This window comes from Variovorax sp. V118, assembly GCF_041154445.1.
In the GTDB taxonomy this organism is placed as follows: domain Bacteria; phylum Pseudomonadota; class Gammaproteobacteria; order Burkholderiales; family Burkholderiaceae_C; genus Variovorax; species Variovorax boronicumulans.
In genome coordinates this window covers 6,058,891-6,075,911 of the sequence record NZ_AP028663.1, presented here as the reverse complement: position 1 = coordinate 6,075,911, position 17,021 = coordinate 6,058,891, and the positions used below count along the sequence as shown (strand labels likewise).

Below are 17,021 nucleotides of genomic sequence, written 5' to 3'. Positions count from 1 at the left end.
AGGAACGGGGCTCGGCCCCGTTCCGCAACGGAGATACACACCATGGTTGAAGCGCTCCTGCAGGCGCTCATCAGCGGGCTCGCCGTCGGCGGTGCCTATGCGCTGGTGGCGCTCGGATTCAGCATCACGTTCACGACGACCAAGACGCTGAACTTCTCGCACGGCGAGTTCGTCTCGGCCGGCGCGTTCATCGGCATGAGCGCGCTGTTCCTCGTGCTGGGCAAGCCGCTCAGTTCCACCACCTTCGGCGATGCCGTGCCCGGCGCGGGCGCGCAGCTGTTTGCGCTGGTCGCCGCGCTCGGCGTGATGGGCCTGCTGGGCTGGCTGCTCTACGTGCTCGGCGTGCGCCCGTTCGCGGGCCGCCCGGGCATGGCGTGGGTCATGAGCACGCTGGGCTTCGGCGTGATCCTGCAAAGCGTGGGCCTGGCCATCTGGGGTCCGAAGCCCGTGGTGGTGCCCGCGCCCGTGGGCGACACCGTGATCCGCATGTTCGGCGTGGGCGTGCGCCCGCAGGAACTGCTCACGCTGGGCGTGGCCGTGGTCGTGATGATCGGCTTCGACCGCGTGATGAACCGCACCATGATCGGCAAGGCCATGCGCGCCGTGGCGCAGAACGGCAACGTCGCCAGCCTCATGGGCATCAACACCAACGCCATGATGATCGGCGCCTTCGTCGTCAGCTCGGCGCTGGCGGGGCTGTCGGGCTTCCTGCTCGCGCCCATCGCGCAGGCCTCGCTCTTCATGGGGCTGACCGTGGGGCTCAAGGGTTTTTCGGGCGCCATGATCGGCGGCCTGAGCAACCCGCGCGGCTGCGTCATCGGTGGCTTCCTGCTGGGCGTGCTCGAGTCGATGGTGAACCTGTGGCAGGCGCAGTGGCGCGAGGTCGCGGTGTTCGCGCTCGTGATCCTGGTGCTGGCTTTCCGGCCCACGGGCCTGTTCGGCCGCTCGACGGTGGAGAAGGTATGAAGCGCCTCGCCCATCCCGCCGCCGTGGTGCTGGTGGCGGCCGTGCTGTGCGGCCTGGTCTCGCTGTCCGGCAACGACTACTACCTGCGCATCGCCTTCATGATGTGCGTCTACTACCTGTGCGCCGCCGGCATGAACGTGCTGGTCGGCTATGCAGGACAGAAATCGCTGGGCCAGGCCGGCCTGTTCGCGGCCGGCGCCTACGCGGTCGCGCTCATCACCTCGCGCACCGAGCTGAGCCCGTGGCTCGCGCTGGTGATCGCGGCGGTGGTGTCCGGCGTGTGCGGCGTGCTCATCGCGCTGCCCTCGCTGCGCGTGAAGGGCCCGTACCTCGCGATGGTCACGCTGGCCTTCGGCATCGTGGTCGAGAAGCTCGTGGGCGAATGGACCGACGTGTTCGGCGGCGCGCAGGGCATCTACGGCATCCGCCCGCTGACCTGGAACGGCCAGCCGCTGAGCAGCGTGCAGTGGGTGATTTTGGGCATCGTGCTCAGCGCCGCGCTGCACCTGCTGCTGCGCAACCTGCTGCAGGGCCGCTTCGGCCGCGCGCTGCTGTCGCTGCAGGCGGACGAGATCGCCTCGTCGTCGGTGGGCGTGCGCGTGTACCGCGCCAAGGTCATGGCCTTCGTGGTCGCGGCCGTCACCTGCGGGATCGCGGGCGCGCTCGTGGCGCAGCAGAACCAGTACATCAACTCCGACTTCATCACCTTCCACCTGTCGATCTTCATCCTGCTGCTGGTGCTGTTTGGCGGCGCGGGCTCGATGTACGGCCCCATCGTGGGCGCGGTGCTGCTCACGGCGACCGACGCGCTGCTCGCGCGCTGGCCCTCGGCGCAGCACTTCCTGTACGGCTTCCTGCTGCTGTTCGCGCTGTACGTCATGCCGGGCGGCGTGGTGGGCCTGTTCAACAAGTGGTTCCTGAAGTCGCGCCACCGCGGCGAAGGGGCGGCCGGCAACGGCGTGCCGGGCCAGATCGGTCCCGGCGGCGAAGGCGAGCTGCTGGTGGTGCAGGGCGTGACCAAGTCGTACGGCGGCGTGAAGCCGGCGCAGGATGTGTCGTTCCGCCTGCAGCGCGGCCACATCCATGCGCTCATCGGCCCGAACGGCGCCGGCAAGAGCACCATGATCAACATGCTCACCGGCGTGGTCGAACCCGACGCGGGCGTGATCCGCTTCCTGGGCCGCAACATCGTGGGGCAGCCGGCGCACACCATCTGCTGCCTGGGCATGGGCCGCACCTTCCAGAACCTGCGCCTGTTCGCCGACCTCTCGGTGCTCGACAACGTGATGCTCGGACGGCACAGCCGCATGAGCAACGGCTTCCTGTCGTCGCTCGTGGCCTGGCCCACGGCCGGCAAGCAGGAGCGCGCCACGCGCGAGCGCGCGCTGCAACTGCTCGACCTCGTGGGCCTGGGTCACCTGGCGCACTGGCCCGCCGGCAGCCTGCCCTACGGCCTGCAGCGCCGCGTGGAACTGGCGCGCGCGCTGGCCACCGAGCCGCAGCTGCTGCTGCTCGACGAGCCCGCCGCCGGCCTCAACCCCCAGGAAACCGCCGAGCTCGGCGAATTGCTGGTGCGCATCGGCAAGTGCGGCGTTTCCATCCTGATGGTGGAGCACCACATGGACCTGGTGATGTCGATCTCCGACCACGTGATCGTGCTCGACTACGGCGTGAAGATCGCCGAGGGCAAGCCCGCCGAGGTGCAGTCGAATCCGCGCGTGGTCGAGGCCTACCTGGGCGTGGACGACGAAGAAGACATGGCCGCCGTGCCCGCCTGAGCCAGAGGACCGAAACCATCATGTTGAAAATCGAATCGGTGAAGGTCTCGTACGGCGCCATCGAGGCCGTCAAGGGCGTGAGCCTGGAAGTGCGCGCGGGCGAGGTCGTCACCATCATCGGCGCCAACGGCGCCGGCAAGAGCACGCTGCTCAAGAGCATCGTCGGGCTGGAGCCCGTGGCCGAAGGCCGCGTGCTCGTCGACGGCAAGGACTGCACGCACGTGCCCGCGCACCAGCGCGTGGGCCTGGGCGTGGCGCTGTCGCCCGAGGGGCGCGGCGTGTTCCCCGACCAGACCGTGCGCGAGAACCTGATGCTGGGCGCCTACTCGCGCCGCAACGACAAGGCCTTCGTGGAGCGCGCCATCGAGCGCGAGTTCGCGCGCTTCCCACGCTTGAAAGAACGCGCGCATCAACTGTCCGGCACGCTGTCGGGCGGCGAGCAGCAGATGCTCGCGATTGCGCGCGCGCTCATGAGCGAGCCGCGCCTGCTGCTGCTCGACGAGCCCTCGCTGGGCCTGGCGCCGCTCATCATCAAGGACATCTTCGATGCCATCCGCCAGCTGCGCAGCTCGGGTCTCACGATCCTGCTGGTGGAACAGATGGCCAAGCAGGCGCTGGGCGTGGCCGACCGCGCCTACGTGCTCGAAACCGGCTGCATCACGCTCGAAGGCTCCGGCCGCGAGCTGCTCGACAACCCCAAGGTGAAGTCCGCCTATCTCGGCACGCACTGACTTTTCCTCTCACTTCAAAGGACCATTCATGACCACCAAGAAATTCGCCAGCCAGGCCGACCTCGAAGAAAAGAAGGTCTCGTTCACCCGCCTCTCGGAGAACGCCTACGCCTACACCGCCGAGGGCGACCCCAACACCGGCGTCTTCATCGGCGACGAGGCCGTGATGGTGGTCGACACCCAGGCCACGCCCGCGATGGCGCAGGACGTGATCCGCCGCATCCGCGAAGTCACGCCGCTGCCCATCAAGTACGTGCTGCTGAGCCACTACCACGCGGTGCGCGTGCTGGGCGCGTCGGCGTACTTCAAGGAAGGCGCCGAGCAGATCCTGGCCAGCCGCGACACCTACGACCTGATCGTCGAGCGCGGCGAGCAGGACAAGGCCAGCGAGATCGGCCGCTTTCCGCGCCTGTTCCGCAACGTCGAGTCGGTGCCGCCAGGCCTCACCTGGCCCACCATGACCTTCGACGGCACCATGAGCGTGTGGCTGGGCAAGAAGCTCGAAGTGAAGATCGCGCAAGTGGGCCGCGGCCACACCAAGGGCGACACCATCGCCTACCTCGAAGACCAGAAGATCTGCTTCGCGGGCGACCTCGTCGAATACCAGAGCACGGCCTACGCGGGCGACTGCTACTTCCGCGACTGGCCCACCACGCTCGATCGCCTGGCCGGCTTCGGCTTCGAGAAGCTGGTGCCCGGCCGCGGTGCCGCACTGGAAAACGCCGCCGACGTGCGCAAGGCGATTGCCTCCACGCGCGCCTTCATCTCCGACGTCTACACGCTGGTGAACAACGGCGTGGCCGAAGGCAAGTCGCTCAACGTGATCTACAAGGAAACCGTGGCCGCGCTGCGCCCGACCTACGGCCACTGGGTGATCTTCGACCACTGCATGCCCTTCGACGTGACCCGTGCCTACGACGAGGCGACGGGCCACGTGCACCCGCGCATCTGGACCGCCGAGCGCGACATCGAAATGTGGAACGCGCTCGAAAGCTAAGGTGAACCAACCCGCGCCCTCGCACGGCGCCACGCCCGCGTCCGTGCAGGGCTGGATGCTGCTCGCGATGCTGGTGTGGGGCGTGAACGTCTCGGCCGTGAAGGCGCTCACCGCCTCCTTCGAGACGCTGCCGCTGGCGGCGCTGCGCATGGGCGTGGCGTGCATCGCGCTCAGCGCCATCGTGCTGTGGCGGCGCGGCGGCGTGCCCAAGCTCACGGCGCGGCAGCTCGCGGTGATGGCGGGCTGCGCCTTCCTCATGGTCTATGGCAACCAGATCCTGTTCGCGCAGGGGCTGCTGCGCTCCACCGCCACCAACGGCGCACTCATCATGGCGCTGAGCCCGCTGGTGTCGGCGCTGATGGCCGCGCTGGTCTTCGGCGAGCGCTTGACGGCGCGCCGCATGGTGGGCGTGGCGCTGGGCTTCGCGGGCGTGGCGGCGGTGGTGCTGAGCCACCCGGGTGCGGGGCTGTCGAGCGCCGGCATCGGCGACCTGATGCTCGCGCTGTCGGTGGTGAGCTTCGCGGTCGGCGGCGTGGGCGTGCAGCGGCTGGCGCGGCAGATCGATCCGCTGTCGATCAGCTGGGTCATCTATCTCATCGGCACGTTCATGCTCGTGGTGCACACCCTGCTCGGGCCGTCGCGGCTCGGGGCGGCGCAGCTCTTTCCCGGCCTGTGGCCGTGGGCGCTCGTTCTGTTCTCGGGCATCGCGGCCACCGCCGCGGGCAACCTCATCTGGAACCGTGCGATCTCCGTCATCGGCGTGGCGCGCACGGCCGTCTTTCTCTACTGGGTGCCGGTGTTCGGCGTGCTGTTCGCGGCGCTGCTGCTGGGCGAGGTGCTCACCTGGTGGCACCTGTTCGGCTTTGCCGCGGTGATGAGCGGCACCTGGCTCGGCACGCGGCCCGTGGCTGCGCCGGCCCCTTGATTTCTTCACATGCCTGATTCTTCTCTTCCCCTGCTGTTCCAGCCTTTGCAGCTGCGCGAACTCACGCTGGCCAACCGCATCGTCATCTCGCCCATGTGCCAGCACGCCGCCGAGCGCGGCCATGCCACGCCGTGGCACCTGGTGCACCTGGGCAAGTTCGCGCTCGGCGGCGCGGGCCTGATCCTCACCGAGAGCACCGCCGTCGATCCGCGCGGGCGCATCGGCACCGCCGACCTCGGCCTGTGGAACGACAGCCAGATCGCGCCGCTGAAGGCCGTAGTCGATTTCGTCCACGCGCAAGGCAGCGCCATCGGCGTGCAGCTCGCGCACGCGGGCCGCAAGGCCGGCAGCGAGCCGCTGTGGGAGGGCGGGGCGGCCATCGACCCGGCGCGCATGGCGGCCGATGAAGAACCCTGGGAGCGTCTGGGGCCCAGCGCGCTCGCGGCCGGCCCCGGCTGGTCGGCGCCGCGCGCGCTCGACGCCGCAGACATGGCCGAGGTCGTGCAGCGCTTTGTCGATGCCACCGTGCGCGCCGACCAGGCCGGCTTCGACGTGGTCGAGCTGCACTTCGGCCACGGCTACCTGGTGGCGAGCTTCCTGTCGCCCAACGCCAACCACCGCGACGACGCGCTCGGCGGTAGCCGCGAGAACCGCATGTCGCTCGCGCTGGAAATCGCGCAGCGCGTGCGCGCCGCATGGCCCGCCGGCAAGCCGCTGTTCTGCCGCCTCTCGGCCGTGGACGGCACGCTCGACGGCTGGAGTCTCGACGACTCGGTGGTGCTTGCGCGCGAGCTGAAGCGCTGCGGCGTCGACGTGATCGACTGCTCCTCGGGCGGCCTCACCGAAGAAACGCGCGCGCTGCCCGTGCCGCGCGGCCTGGGCTTCCAGGTACCTTTCTCTGAGCGCATCCGGCGCGAGGCCGACGTCGTCACGCAGGCCGTCGGGATGATCGTCGACGCGCAACAGGCCGAGGCCGTGCTCGCCGCCGGGCAGGCCGACCTCGTCGCGCTCGGCCGCGAAGCCCTGTTCGACCCCTACTGGCCGCACCACGCGGCCGCCGCGCTCGGCGCCGATCCGCAGTACCAGCGCTGGCCCGTGCGCCACGGCGTGTGGCTGGCCAAGCGCGCGCCCGGCCTGGCGCGTGCGCGCGCCGAAGCGCAGAACGCGCAAGCCCACAAGGAGACCGACCGATGACCGAACCCACGACGACGACCCTGCGCATGGGCCTGATCCGCAAGCAGCCCGGCTGGACCGACGAGGCCTTCAGCCGCCACTGGCGCGAACGCCACGGCCCGCTCGTCGCGCGGCTGCCCACGCTGCGCGCCTACCGCCAGAACCGCGTGACCGACCGGTTGCAGCGCGGCATCGACTTCGCGCGCGGACCGTGGGACTTCGATGGTTTCTCGCAGCTGCAGTTCGATGCGGCGGCGCAGGCCGATGCGGCCTTCAACACCGGTGAGCTGGCGGCGGAAATCCGCGCCGACGAGCGGCACTTCCTGGGTGGGCTGCACATCGTGACGGTCGAGCAGACCGAGGTCATCGCGCCGCCGTCGCCCGCATCGTCGGCGGGGCCGGCTATGCTCAAGCGCATCTCGACCCTGCGACGCCCAGTCGCGCAGTCGGAAGAAGACTTCCGCCGCGAATGGAAGGTGCACGCCGACCACGTGCGCCGCATGCCCGGCGTGGCCGGCTACCGCCAGAACGTGGTGGTTGCGCGCGAGTTCGAGAAGGGCACGCCCTGCGGCTACGCCGAGCTGCCGATCGACGGCATCGTGGAACTGTGGTTCGAGAACACCGACACGCTGAACGCCGCGTTCGCCTCGCCCGAAGGCCAGCGCACCATGGCGCACGCCAAGACCTTCCTGGCGGAGATCACGGCCTTTGTGGTGGAGGAGTTTCGGGTGGTGTGAAGGCCGCGCGCGCGTAGTGCACCGACGTGCTCAGCGCCGGGATCACCGGCTGGTAGGCGGCGGGGTGCGATACCCGCGCGGGGACCGTGCCGATGGGCGCGATCTCGCGGGTGCGAGCAGGCGCCGCGGCCTCCGGCTCCATGCCGCGCCCGGGCGGCTCGGGCAGGAACAGCCCGCGCCGCAGCGACCAGATGCAGGCGCCGAGGCGCAGCAGCTTCTCGACTTTCGCGTCATGCGCCGGATCGTCCGACGACTCCTGCGCGATCAGCTCGCCCAGCTGCGTGAGTGCATCGGCGGGCGTCATGCCGCGCCCGATCCGTGCCACTTCCACCATGGCCGCCAAGGCCTCGGTCTTGTTCATCGCTTGCCCCCTGTTGCTTGTCTCTTGCTACGAAGGGCAGCATGCCGTTACGCGATGCATCAAAAAGTAGTCCGGCGCGCCGTCGGGCCGTCGATTGAACTCTCATCTCTGCGCGAGGCGGGGCGTACGCGGGTGCTGTGCCGTGCGTTGTCTCCGTTCCAGCAGACGTAGGCGCGCGGAAGATCACGGTGACAGCAACCTGGCCTCCCAGCACATCCATCAGTGCGGGTGCGCCGCCCTTGTAGGGGATGTGCACAAACGAGGTCTGGGTCGCCCTTTGCAGCAATTCCATCAGCAGATGGCCGGTGCTGCCGGCGCCCGAACTTGCGTAATTTGATCGCGCCCGGCACGCGCTTGGCATGGGCGATCAGGTCGGCGAAGGACTCGATGCCTGACTGACTGTTGACTACCAGCCACTGTGCGCCGCCACCGATCATGGCGATGTGGGTGACGAAGAATTGGGGCCATAGGCAGGAGCTGGAAGCCCGAGCGGGTATCTGGGGGCAGCACCTTCTGCGTGATCGCGCTCAACGGTGTGGCCGAGAAATCGGCGATGGCGTTGGCTGTTCCGGCACTCGGGGCGGAAGGCTGGAGCAGGCGCTCATCAGCAGCGAGAGGGCAAGCGCCAGCGCGGCAGGCAGCGCAGGCCAGCATGCAGCGATCATTCCTCTACTCCCGGCTCGGTTGGTACATCACATCCCGTGCGAATGATCCGGCTGGGAGTATGACGCGCTCAACCTGACGCCGAGCCTTGCCGGAGCCGGATCTACCAGTTCTCGGGTATAGCTCTTCTGAAAACAAAAAGACACACTCGCTTGCGTTTTGTCTTATACGTTTTTGCAAGGGAAGAACCATGCTCACTCGACTCCAGCTCTCGCGCCGGTACTTGCTGGCCGTGGCCCTGTTCACCATGGGAAGCGCTCACGCAGCGGGCTACGTGGCCGGTGACGCCGGCAACCCCGGCCCCAACCAGCCGGGCTGGACGAGCAGCAGCGGCGGTGGCGCAGCCACGGTCTCCGGAGATGGCGCCACCGCGATCGGAGCGGGCGGCGACGGCAGCAACGGAACCGCCGGCGGAACCGGCGGCAGAGGTGGAGCGGGCGCCAGCGCAAACGCGAACGGCGCGACGGCCATCGGCGGCGGCGGCACCGCCGGGCAGGGGCTCGCGGGCGGCACGGGCGGCAACGGCGGCAGCGGTGCACAAGCTTCTGCCAGCGGCGCTATCGCCGTCGGGTCGGGAGGCCAGGGCACGGACGGCTGCTGCGGCTTCAGCGGCCAGGCGGGCGGCAGCGGCGCGCAGGCATCGGGCGTCTCGGCGGTCGCCATCGGCAGTGCCTCGGGCGCCGGCCAGGGCGCCGTGGCATCGGGCAACGGCAGCACCGCCATTGGCGGCGCCTACAACGGGTCATCCGGTGCGTCGGCGCTGGCCACCGGCAGCGTGGCCGTCGGCACGGGCAGCCAGGTTGCCAGTGGCGCGACCAATAGCGCAGCCATCGGCGCCAACTCGGTCGCCACCGCGGCAAACACCGTTTCATTCGGCTCGGCGGGCCAGACGCGCACCCTCGTCAACGTCAACGCCGGCGCGGTGAACGCCACTAGCACCGATGCCGTCAACGGCAGCCAGCTCTACACCGTGCAGCAGACCGCCTCGACCGCGCAGTCCCTCGCGCAGAACTCGGCGCAGTACGGCGCGGGCGGCACATCGCTGCAACTCAACGCCAACGGCGGCGCCGGCACCACCATCAGCAACGTGAGCGCGGGTCAGGCGACCACCGATGCAGCCAACGTCGGCCAGGTGCAGCAGGCACAACAGACCGCCATCACCACGGCCAACAACTTCACCGTGCAGCAGGTGACGGCGCTGCAGACGCTGATGAACCAGGCCCTGGCCAGCGGCGTCTGCGCTGTGGGCGCTGGCGGTGCCGTGGCCTGCGGCCCCGGCGCCAGTTCCAGCGGCGCGGGCAGCACATCGATGGGCACCAACGCACAGGCCAATGGCGAGAACACCGTGGCCATCGGCAACGGGGCGCAAGCCAGCAATGCGGGCTCGGTCGCCATCGGTGCCGGCGCCAAGGCGCTGGCCGACCCAACCACCGCAGTTGGCAACAACGCCATCGCCACCGGCAACAACGCCGTGGCGCTGGGCGCCAACACATTGGCCTCTGGCAACAACGCGGTCGCACTGGGCCAGGGCTCCGTGGCGGAGCGCGACAACACCGTGTCGGTGGGCAACGCCGCCACCGGTCAGTTGCGCGGCATCACGAATGTCGCGCCGGGGGTGCTGGGCACTGACGCAGTCAACGTCAATCAGCTGCAGCAGGCGGTGAGCAACGCGACCAGCCAGGCCAATGCATTTGCTGCGCAGGGCGTGGCCGCGGCGCTGGCCATGCCGTCGATGCCAACGCTGCCGGTTGGCAGGAAATGGATGGGCGCTGCTGTGGGCAACTATGCAGGTGTGTCAGCTGTGGGGTTTGCGTTTGGCTATCAGGTCAATGACAACCTGAATCTGGGGGTGGGGGTTTCGACGGCTACAAGTAGCGGGAGCAATAGCAGGGTGGCGGCTCGGGTGCAGGCGGGGTATGCGTGGTGAGAGGTGGGGAAAGAAGGACTCACAACAATCCAGCTGAGTGAACCTCACTACGCCAGAGCGCGCCAAACGCTTGTGCGAAGCGGTGCACAAATCGGCCCCGCGGTTGGTGTAGCCGCGCGGGCGTCGCCAACGTGCCATCCATTGCGAATAGTCGTCCGAACGTCAGCTATGGGCGCCGCTCGCCCCGGCTCAGATGTGGCAGGGTGCGGCCGACCAGAAGGATATTGCGAAAGTCGGCTACCGCTGCGAAGCCGGCATTGGTTGCTTTCTAGCGCGAGGCCGCCTTGCCGCGAGTCCTACCGGTCGCCGTCCAAGGTCTACTAACGCTGACAGGCCCAAGCAGTCATGGGCCGAGCGTTGACCTCGGCATTGCGAGGCGCGGCGACCATCAGCAGGCCGGGCAAGAGGTTATTCGTGACGGCCCCCCGAAATCATGAAGCGGTGATGCGGGGCGTGACTTCCGCGCTCAATGTGCTGGCAGGGTCGTACCTTGGAACGCGGCGAGTTGCCATGCGTCTTCGCGCCGCAGCCACACCGCCAGGTAGCAAGTCGTGATGTCGCGCAGTCCACCGTCCCGGTGCACCTGTGCGTGCATTTCGCCGGAGACCAGGACGCAATCCGGCATGTGCGTTACCGCCAGCCGGTCGAAGCAAAGGCGCTGGTAGACGACGTGTCCCGAGGTCAGCCTAGCAATCAGGCTCTCACGCGAATCGGCGCTGCCGGTGGAATGCACGTAGCGCAGATCGGGCGCCAGCAATCTGCGCAAAGCGTGCTCGTCGCCGGCGAGCATCGCTGCACGTCGTTCTTCCTCCAGTAGGAGGATCCGCACGGCCTGGTCCAAGGCTCACTCGTCGCAGATGCCGTTGCGCAGCACACCGATCGCGTCCACCTCGATCTCGCAGACATCACCGGGCTTCATGAAGACCTGCGGCGTGCGCTTGTTGCCGACGCCACCCGGCGTGCCGGTCACGATGACGTCACCGGGCGCAAGCGGGACGAACGTGGAGATGTAGGCGATCTGGCGCGGAATGCTGTGCACCATCATATCGGTGGTGGCCCGCTGCATCTCCTGGCCATTCAGCCGCGTGACCAGCGTCATCTTCTGGTCGGCGGCGATCTCGTCGGCCGTCACCATCCAGGGGCCGAAGCTGCCAGTGCGCCAGAAGTTCTTGCCCGGCGTCCACTGCGAGGTGTGAAGCTGCCAGTCGCGCACGCTGCCGTCGTTGTAGCAGCTGTAGCCGGCGATGTGCGACCAGGCATCGGCTTCGGAGATATGGCGGCCGCCCTTGCCGATGACGATCGCGATCTCGCCTTCGTAGTCCAGGCGTTCGGAGGCGCGCGGGCGCACGATGTCTTCGCCGTGGGCCAGCTGCGAGTCGGCCACGCGCAGGAAGATCACGGGCTTTTCCGTCACCTCCTTGCCGGTCTCGCGAATGTGCTCGGCGTAGTTCAGGCCGATGCAGAAGATCTTGTCTGGGTTGGGAATCACCGGCAGCAGCCTGACGTCGGCCAGGGACAGTGTTGCCGTTGCGGCGGCCACCTTGGCGGCTGCCTGCGAGACGAGGTCCGCGGCGATGAACGCCTTCAGATCCGGCGCACGATCGGCAAAGATCGCGCGCAGATCGACCACGCGGTTGCCCACTACGGCACCGTAGCCGTCCTGGCCGTTGTGGTGATAGCTGATGAGTTTCATGGGAATTTCCTTGGGGAGGGTTGGGGTGGATCTAGGCCAACCGACCTCCGATGCGCGTCGTGGCCTCGGTGATCAGTCGGACCAACTTTTCAAGGTCGACGATCGCCAGGCGCGAGGTGTCGAATACGAGGGAAATGGCAGCCCAGGCGCCGCCATCCGACTTCGGGATGGGTGCGGCCACGGCCGCCAGCTGCGGCTCCAGCTCGCCGTTGGATACGTAGTAGCCCGCCTTGCGGATGGCCGCGTAGTAGCGGCGAAACTCCGGCCACTCCGCGGGCAGCCCGCAACGCACAAGCTCCTCGTGCCGCGACTCGAAGACCTTCTTGAGCTGGGCGGGACCGAAGGTGGACAGCAGCACCTTCGGCGCACCACCGAGGAACAGCGGCCGCGGGCGGCCCCGCCCGTAGGCCAGCTCGGCCGGCATGCCGCCCATCTCGCGGTGCGTGTCGAGCACCTGCATGCCGAACACGCCCGTCACCACGCAGTCGAAGCCCGTGGCCGCGACCAGCTCGCGAAGGATCGGCAAGCCGACCTTCAGCACCGGATCGGCGCGGCGGATGTAGTGGTCCAGTAGGATGATGCGCGGCCCCAGGGCGTAATGCGAATCCTCCACGCGCTGCAGCAGGCCCGCCTGCAGCAGCAGGCGCACGTAGCGGTAGCTCGTGGGCAGCGAAACGTCCAGCGTCGTGGCGATGTCTTCCGCCGTGCGTGTCAGGTGGGTGTCGTCGAAGAGGTCGAGCACGCCCAGCATGCGTTCCAGGCTCGACGTGGAAGATTCGGACACGGCAGTTCCCCAATGAATAGTTCATGGCGCGACGGGGAGGTATTGCGAAATGCGATCCAGATCAGCCCCTGATCGCGCCACGCCGACGATATATCGGTCGGGCCGCAGTATCACGGCATTGGCGTCATGCGCCTGCAGCCAGGCGTCCAGGCGTGGATCGGGGCGGTCGATCACCACGGCATCGCTGTGCAGCCAGCGCTGCACCGTCGCCGGCGCGGCCGCCGAGAGCGTGTTCCTGTGTCCGATGACCGCACTTCGGCGGCCGAGCAGTTCATCGAGCAGGCGTCCGTCCGCGAGTCGCGGCTGCGGAAAAGGCCGGCCGGCGGGGCTGTCCGCCGCGGCGTCGAAAGCGCCTGCGCCGAGCAGCTGCGGCGGCAGCTCGAAGATCTCCGGCTGACCGGCCTTGAACTTCGCATCGCGCTCGGCGGCCTGCTGCAAGTCGGTGGTCTGGATGATGCTGCCCAGGCGCACGGCGAGTTCGATCAGCGCGCGCACGTGCGGCTTGCGCTCGGACTCGTAAGTGTCCAGCAAGGTGTGCGGCGCGCGGCCGGCAAGCACCGCATCGAGCTTCCAGGCCAGGTTCGAGGCATCGCGGATGCCTGCGCACATGCCCTGTCCGAGAAAGGGCGGCGTCTGGTGGCACGCGTCGCCGGCGAGGAACAGGCGACGCTCGCGCCATCCGTCAGCGATCACCGAGTGGAAGGTGTAGATCGCTGCACGCTCCAGCGTCGCCTGGTCGCGGCGCACCCAAGGCGCCACCATCCCCCAGAGATGGTCTGGCTGGACGAGCGCCTCGCGGTCGTCGTCGGGCAGCACCATGATCTCCCAGCGCCGGCGCGCGCCCACCACGTGGCAGTAGGTCATGGGCCGGCGCGGATCACAGTGCTGCACCGTGTGATTGGGCAGGTCCACCGGCTGCGTCAGCACCATGTCGAAAACCAGCCAGGGCTGGCGCAAGCCCAGGTCGACCATGGGACTTCCGATGTGCTGGCGGATGGGGGAGCGGGCACCATCGCAGCCGACGACAAAGCGGGCCTGCGCCGAATGCATCTGGCCGCTGTCCATCGCGCGATAGCTCAGCGTGGCGACATCGGCGTCCTGCCGGATATCGATGAACTCATGCCGCAGCTTGACTTCGACCTGCGCGAAACGCGCGATGCCATCTCGCAGCACCGCCTCGAGCTGCGGCTGGTGGAAGTAGTAGTTGTTGGCGCATCCGTGAGGGCCGAGCGCGGCCGTGCCGCCGCGGATGAGCATCGTCTCGCCCGCGCCGTTGACGAAGTGCATGCCCTGCGTGCCGGGGCGGGAGATCGCCAGCACCTGCTCGCGAAGACCGGCCGCCTGAAAGGTGCGAAGCACCTCGCCGTCGAAGTGGATGGCACGCGGCAGTGAAAAGATGCCGGCCTCTTTTTCCAGCACAAGCACGGACCGGCCTGCTGCGCCCAGCAGGTTGGCGAGCATGGCGCCGGTCGGCCCCAAACCCACGATGGCCACGTCGTAGACGTGCGAGCACTCAGGCATTCTGGTCTTCCTGCATGCGGCACGCGATGTCGGCCTGCCATTGCGCGCGGCTCATGAATTTGGGAAAGCGCTTGGCGATGGCCTCGGCCTGCATGAGGATGGTCTCGTCTGACTGCGCCAGGTCGATGCTCTCGCGCAGCGGCTGGTCGCAGTACCACGGCGTGTCCATGAACAGCTCGAGCCGATTGCCTTCCGGATCACGGCAATACACCGACACCGCGTTGCCATGGGTCACCGGGTGCATTTCGGTGGCGCCTTCTGCCAGCAGCCGGTCATGAAAGCCGCGCAACGTGGCCAGATCGGGTACCCGGAAGGAAATCTGGTTCACAACGTTGAAGGTCATGTCCGCGGGCCGTCCCGTGGCGAGCACCAGCTGGTGGTGCTCGGTGGGATCGCGGCTCAAGAACACCAGCTGCACCGTGCCTAGGTCGCCCGCATCCGTCTGCGTGAAGCGAAGCGCCTGCTTGTAGAAGCCCGCCATGCGCGGCAGGTCGGTGACGTACAGGCCGATGTGGCTGAACTGCAGATTCGATGTTGGGGAAGGTTGCATCAATTTGTCTCCATCTGAGAACGGACGGCATCAACAGGGCGTAGATTGGAATAATAGCGAGAATATTATCGTATTTTGATAATTTAAGTGATTTTTGTATGATCCGATCTCGTGCAATTGGCACGGATTCGCAGATGGAGACAAATTCATGACCTTCCTCAAGAGGCTCGCCGTCCATTCGTTGGCCGCCCTGGCGCTCGCCGCGGGCTTCGCCTGTGCCGCCACTGCTGCCCCTCAGGCCGAGTACCCCACCAAGCCGGTGCGCATCATTGCCCCCTTCCCGGCAGGCAGCGGCCCCGACGCCAACGCCCGGGAGCTCGCGGCCGAGCTCACCAAGATCCTGGGACAGTCGTTCTTCGTCGAGAACCGGCCGGGCGCCTCGAACATCATCGGCACCGAGGCGGCGGCCAGGGCGCCTGCGGACGGCTACTCGCTGTACATCGGCACCACCAGCTCGCTGTCGGTGGTGCCGCACCTGTACAACAAGCTGCCGTTCAATGCGGAGCGCGACTTCGCGCCGATCAGCCTGCTGGGCGTGCTCAACACCGGGCTGATCGCCCACCCGGGCGTGCAGGCCAGCGACGCGCGCGGGCTCATTGCCCAATTCAAGGCCAGGCCCGACTTCGCGTCGGTTGCCACGCAAGGCATCGGGAGCTATTCGCACCTGTCGGCCGTGTGGTTCAACAACGTCGCGGGCGTGAAGGCCAACCTCATTCCGTACAACAGCAACAGCCCGTACACCGACCTGCTGGCGGGCCAGATCCAGTTGATGTTCGATGGCTTGCCGGCCGCTGCGAGCAACGCGCAGGCTGGCAAGCTCAAGTTGCTGGCCATCACCGGCAAGGAGCGCCACCCCAGCTTTCCGAACGTGCCGACCTTCGCGGAACAGGGCTTGCCCGACTACGCGCCCATCGCCTGGCAAGGCGTGCTTGCGCCCGCGGGCACGCCGTCGGCCGTCCTGGAGAAACTCAGCGCGGCCATGCGCAAGGTTTGCCAGTCGCCTGAGCTGGCGAAGAAGTGGCGCGACTACGGCGGCGAACTGCGCTGCAACACGCCGGCCGAGTTCGCGGCGTTCATCAACGCGGACCGCGCCATGTGGGGCAAGGTGATTCGCGAGGCAGGCGTGAAGCTTGACTGATCGCGTCACGCATCAAATCGACCCTCACCCTCAACTTTGCACTGCGGATAACCGGCCCTAGTTTCGTGACCTCGCCTTATAGGGCTTGGACGCGAACAATTCTTCGCACAAGGCGCGCAACCAGCGACTGGCTGAGTCTTGGTGGTAGCGGACATGCCAGTGCTGTTTGACGGTGAACGGCGGCACTCGCACCGGACAATCGTGAACTTTCAAGGCGCTCCCGCTTGAATTGGCGAGGGTCTCGCCAATGTGACGCGGCACGGTCGCGATCAGATCGGTGGTGGAGACAACGGCCGCAAGACCAAGAAACCCCGGCAGCTCCAGCAGAACGCGCCGCTCGACCTTTTGCCGCTGCAGCGCGGCCTCCAACAGCAGGACGCCGGTGCCCCCGACGATGCCGACATGGGCCTCGACCTTGTATTCGCGCAGGCCCAATCCCTTGCGGCCGATGCGAGGGTGGCGTGCATTGACGAGGCACACCCAGTCCTGTGGATAAAGAACCTGCTGGTAGAAGCCCGACTCGAGCTGGGGCACCAGGCCGATCGCGAGGTCCGCCTCCCCCGATTGCAGCGCCTGGGCCGTTTGCTCGTCGATCCGCGCAGCCTCCAGACGAACGCCAGGGGCGACCACCCGCACATGCGCCAGCAGGCGCGGCAACAGGGTGATGTGGCTGGCATCGGTCATGCAGATGCGAAAGCGCCGTGTCGCGACCGATGGGTCGAAGGCTTCGGCGGGCGCGGCCACGCGACGCAGTGCAGCCAAGGCTTCTCGCACCGGCACGATCAGCTGCTGCGCGCGCGGCGTGGGCTGCATGCCGGCGGTGGTGCGAACGAAGAGTTCGTCGTCCAGTTGGCGGCGCAGCCTTGCGAGCCAGTTGCTCACGGTCGGCTGGCTCTGGCCCATCGCCTCGCCGGCCCGCGTGACGCTGTTCGTGCTGTAGAGCAGGTCGAACAGGCGCAGGAGCCTGATGCTGAGAAGGGACGCGTCACCTTCGATGTCGTCGCCATTGTCCAAGCGGCACCTCCATTTCAATGTGAAATGTAGATCATTGCATCCATGCCATGGGCAACATGGTCA

General features: G+C 67.7%; 16 protein-coding genes and 1 pseudogene. 9 read left to right on the top strand and 8 right to left on the bottom strand.

The window, feature by feature from the left end:
- The first annotated feature begins 42 nt into the window (after positions 1 to 42).
- The 7 genes from ACAM52_RS28270 to ACAM52_RS28240 are packed head-to-tail and all read left to right on the top strand — an operon-like array spanning position 43 to position 7,307.
- The gene (locus ACAM52_RS28270) at positions 43 to 966 is read left to right on the top strand and encodes a branched-chain amino acid ABC transporter permease (RefSeq protein WP_062469725.1); all 924 of its coding nucleotides are present in this window, start codon (positions 43 to 45) and stop codon (positions 964 to 966) included.
- The gene (locus ACAM52_RS28265) at positions 963 to 2,744 is read left to right on the top strand and encodes an ATP-binding cassette domain-containing protein (protein ID WP_062469722.1); all 1,782 of its coding nucleotides are present in this window, start codon (positions 963 to 965) and stop codon (positions 2,742 to 2,744) included. The genes ACAM52_RS28270 and ACAM52_RS28265 overlap by 4 nt, the downstream gene beginning before the upstream one ends.
- Before the next feature lie 20 nt (positions 2,745 to 2,764).
- Positions 2,765 to 3,475, top strand: a complete 711-nt coding sequence (locus ACAM52_RS28260; protein ID WP_062469719.1) for an ABC transporter ATP-binding protein — start codon at positions 2,765 to 2,767, stop codon at positions 3,473 to 3,475.
- A gap of 28 nt (positions 3,476 to 3,503) precedes the next feature.
- Positions 3,504 to 4,472, top strand: coding sequence for an MBL fold metallo-hydrolase (locus ACAM52_RS28255; RefSeq protein ID WP_369645192.1), 969 nt, complete (start codon positions 3,504 to 3,506; stop codon positions 4,470 to 4,472).
- Between the two features lies 1 nt (position 4,473).
- On the top strand, positions 4,474 to 5,397 hold the full coding sequence (locus ACAM52_RS28250; protein ID WP_369645191.1) for a DMT family transporter: 924 nt from the start codon (positions 4,474 to 4,476) through the stop codon (positions 5,395 to 5,397).
- A 9-nt stretch (positions 5,398 to 5,406) separates the two neighbouring features.
- On the top strand, positions 5,407 to 6,591 hold the full coding sequence (locus tag ACAM52_RS28245) for an NADH:flavin oxidoreductase/NADH oxidase (RefSeq protein ID WP_369645190.1): 1,185 nt from the start codon (positions 5,407 to 5,409) through the stop codon (positions 6,589 to 6,591).
- The gene (locus tag ACAM52_RS28240; RefSeq protein WP_369645189.1) at positions 6,588 to 7,307 is read left to right on the top strand and encodes an EthD domain-containing protein; all 720 of its coding nucleotides are present in this window, start codon (positions 6,588 to 6,590) and stop codon (positions 7,305 to 7,307) included. Before ACAM52_RS28245 ends, ACAM52_RS28240 begins: the two co-directional genes overlap by 4 nt.
- Here ACAM52_RS28240 and ACAM52_RS28235 read toward each other — a convergent pair.
- Both ACAM52_RS28235 and ACAM52_RS28230 read right to left on the bottom strand, forming a co-directional pair.
- A complete protein-coding gene (locus tag ACAM52_RS28235; RefSeq protein ID WP_369647821.1) occupies positions 7,270 to 7,668 on the bottom strand; it encodes a hypothetical protein in 399 nt (132 codons plus the stop codon). The two genes, ACAM52_RS28240 and ACAM52_RS28235, sit on opposite strands and share 38 nt — an antisense overlap.
- Before the next feature lie 244 nt (positions 7,669 to 7,912).
- Positions 7,913 to 7,960, bottom strand: a pseudogene (locus ACAM52_RS28230) (hypothetical protein); the annotation flags it as partial.
- A gap of 561 nt (positions 7,961 to 8,521) precedes the next feature.
- Between ACAM52_RS28230 and ACAM52_RS28225 the strand changes: the two are divergent.
- Positions 8,522 to 10,258 carry a YadA family autotransporter adhesin gene (locus ACAM52_RS28225; protein ID WP_369645188.1) on the top strand — a complete coding sequence of 579 codons (1,737 nt, stop codon included), beginning with the start codon at positions 8,522 to 8,524 and terminating at the stop codon, positions 10,256 to 10,258.
- Between the two features lie 466 nt (positions 10,259 to 10,724).
- On the opposite strand, the gene ACAM52_RS28220 is transcribed toward ACAM52_RS28225, so the two are convergent.
- From ACAM52_RS28220 to ACAM52_RS28200, 5 genes are read right to left on the bottom strand one after another with little or no spacing between them, the layout of a single operon-like run.
- Positions 10,725 to 11,099, bottom strand: coding sequence for a nuclear transport factor 2 family protein (locus tag ACAM52_RS28220; RefSeq protein ID WP_369645187.1), 375 nt, complete (start codon positions 11,097 to 11,099; stop codon positions 10,725 to 10,727).
- A gap of 3 nt (positions 11,100 to 11,102) precedes the next feature.
- Positions 11,103 to 11,951, bottom strand: coding sequence for a fumarylacetoacetate hydrolase family protein (locus tag ACAM52_RS28215; RefSeq protein ID WP_159275336.1), 849 nt, complete (start codon positions 11,949 to 11,951; stop codon positions 11,103 to 11,105).
- A gap of 31 nt (positions 11,952 to 11,982) precedes the next feature.
- Complete coding sequence (locus ACAM52_RS28210) at positions 11,983 to 12,735, bottom strand: IclR family transcriptional regulator (protein ID WP_235944342.1); 753 nt, start codon at positions 12,733 to 12,735, stop codon at positions 11,983 to 11,985.
- A 21-nt stretch (positions 12,736 to 12,756) separates the two neighbouring features.
- Positions 12,757 to 14,256, bottom strand: a complete 1,500-nt coding sequence (locus ACAM52_RS28205; protein WP_369645186.1) for a bifunctional 3-(3-hydroxy-phenyl)propionate/3-hydroxycinnamic acid hydroxylase — start codon at positions 14,254 to 14,256, stop codon at positions 12,757 to 12,759.
- The gene (locus ACAM52_RS28200) at positions 14,249 to 14,806 is read right to left on the bottom strand and encodes a VOC family protein (RefSeq protein ID WP_369645185.1); all 558 of its coding nucleotides are present in this window, start codon (positions 14,804 to 14,806) and stop codon (positions 14,249 to 14,251) included. The genes ACAM52_RS28205 and ACAM52_RS28200 overlap by 8 nt, the downstream gene beginning before the upstream one ends.
- Positions 14,807 to 14,954: 148 nt before the next feature.
- Here ACAM52_RS28200 and ACAM52_RS28195 point away from each other — a divergent pair, with 148 nt between their 5' ends.
- On the top strand, positions 14,955 to 15,944 hold the full coding sequence (locus tag ACAM52_RS28195) for a Bug family tripartite tricarboxylate transporter substrate binding protein (RefSeq protein ID WP_369645184.1): 990 nt from the start codon (positions 14,955 to 14,957) through the stop codon (positions 15,942 to 15,944).
- Between the two features lie 57 nt (positions 15,945 to 16,001).
- On the opposite strand, the gene ACAM52_RS28190 is transcribed toward ACAM52_RS28195, so the two are convergent.
- The gene (locus ACAM52_RS28190; RefSeq protein WP_369645183.1) at positions 16,002 to 16,958 is read right to left on the bottom strand and encodes a LysR family transcriptional regulator; all 957 of its coding nucleotides are present in this window, start codon (positions 16,956 to 16,958) and stop codon (positions 16,002 to 16,004) included.
- Positions 16,959 to 17,021 lie beyond the last annotated feature (63 nt).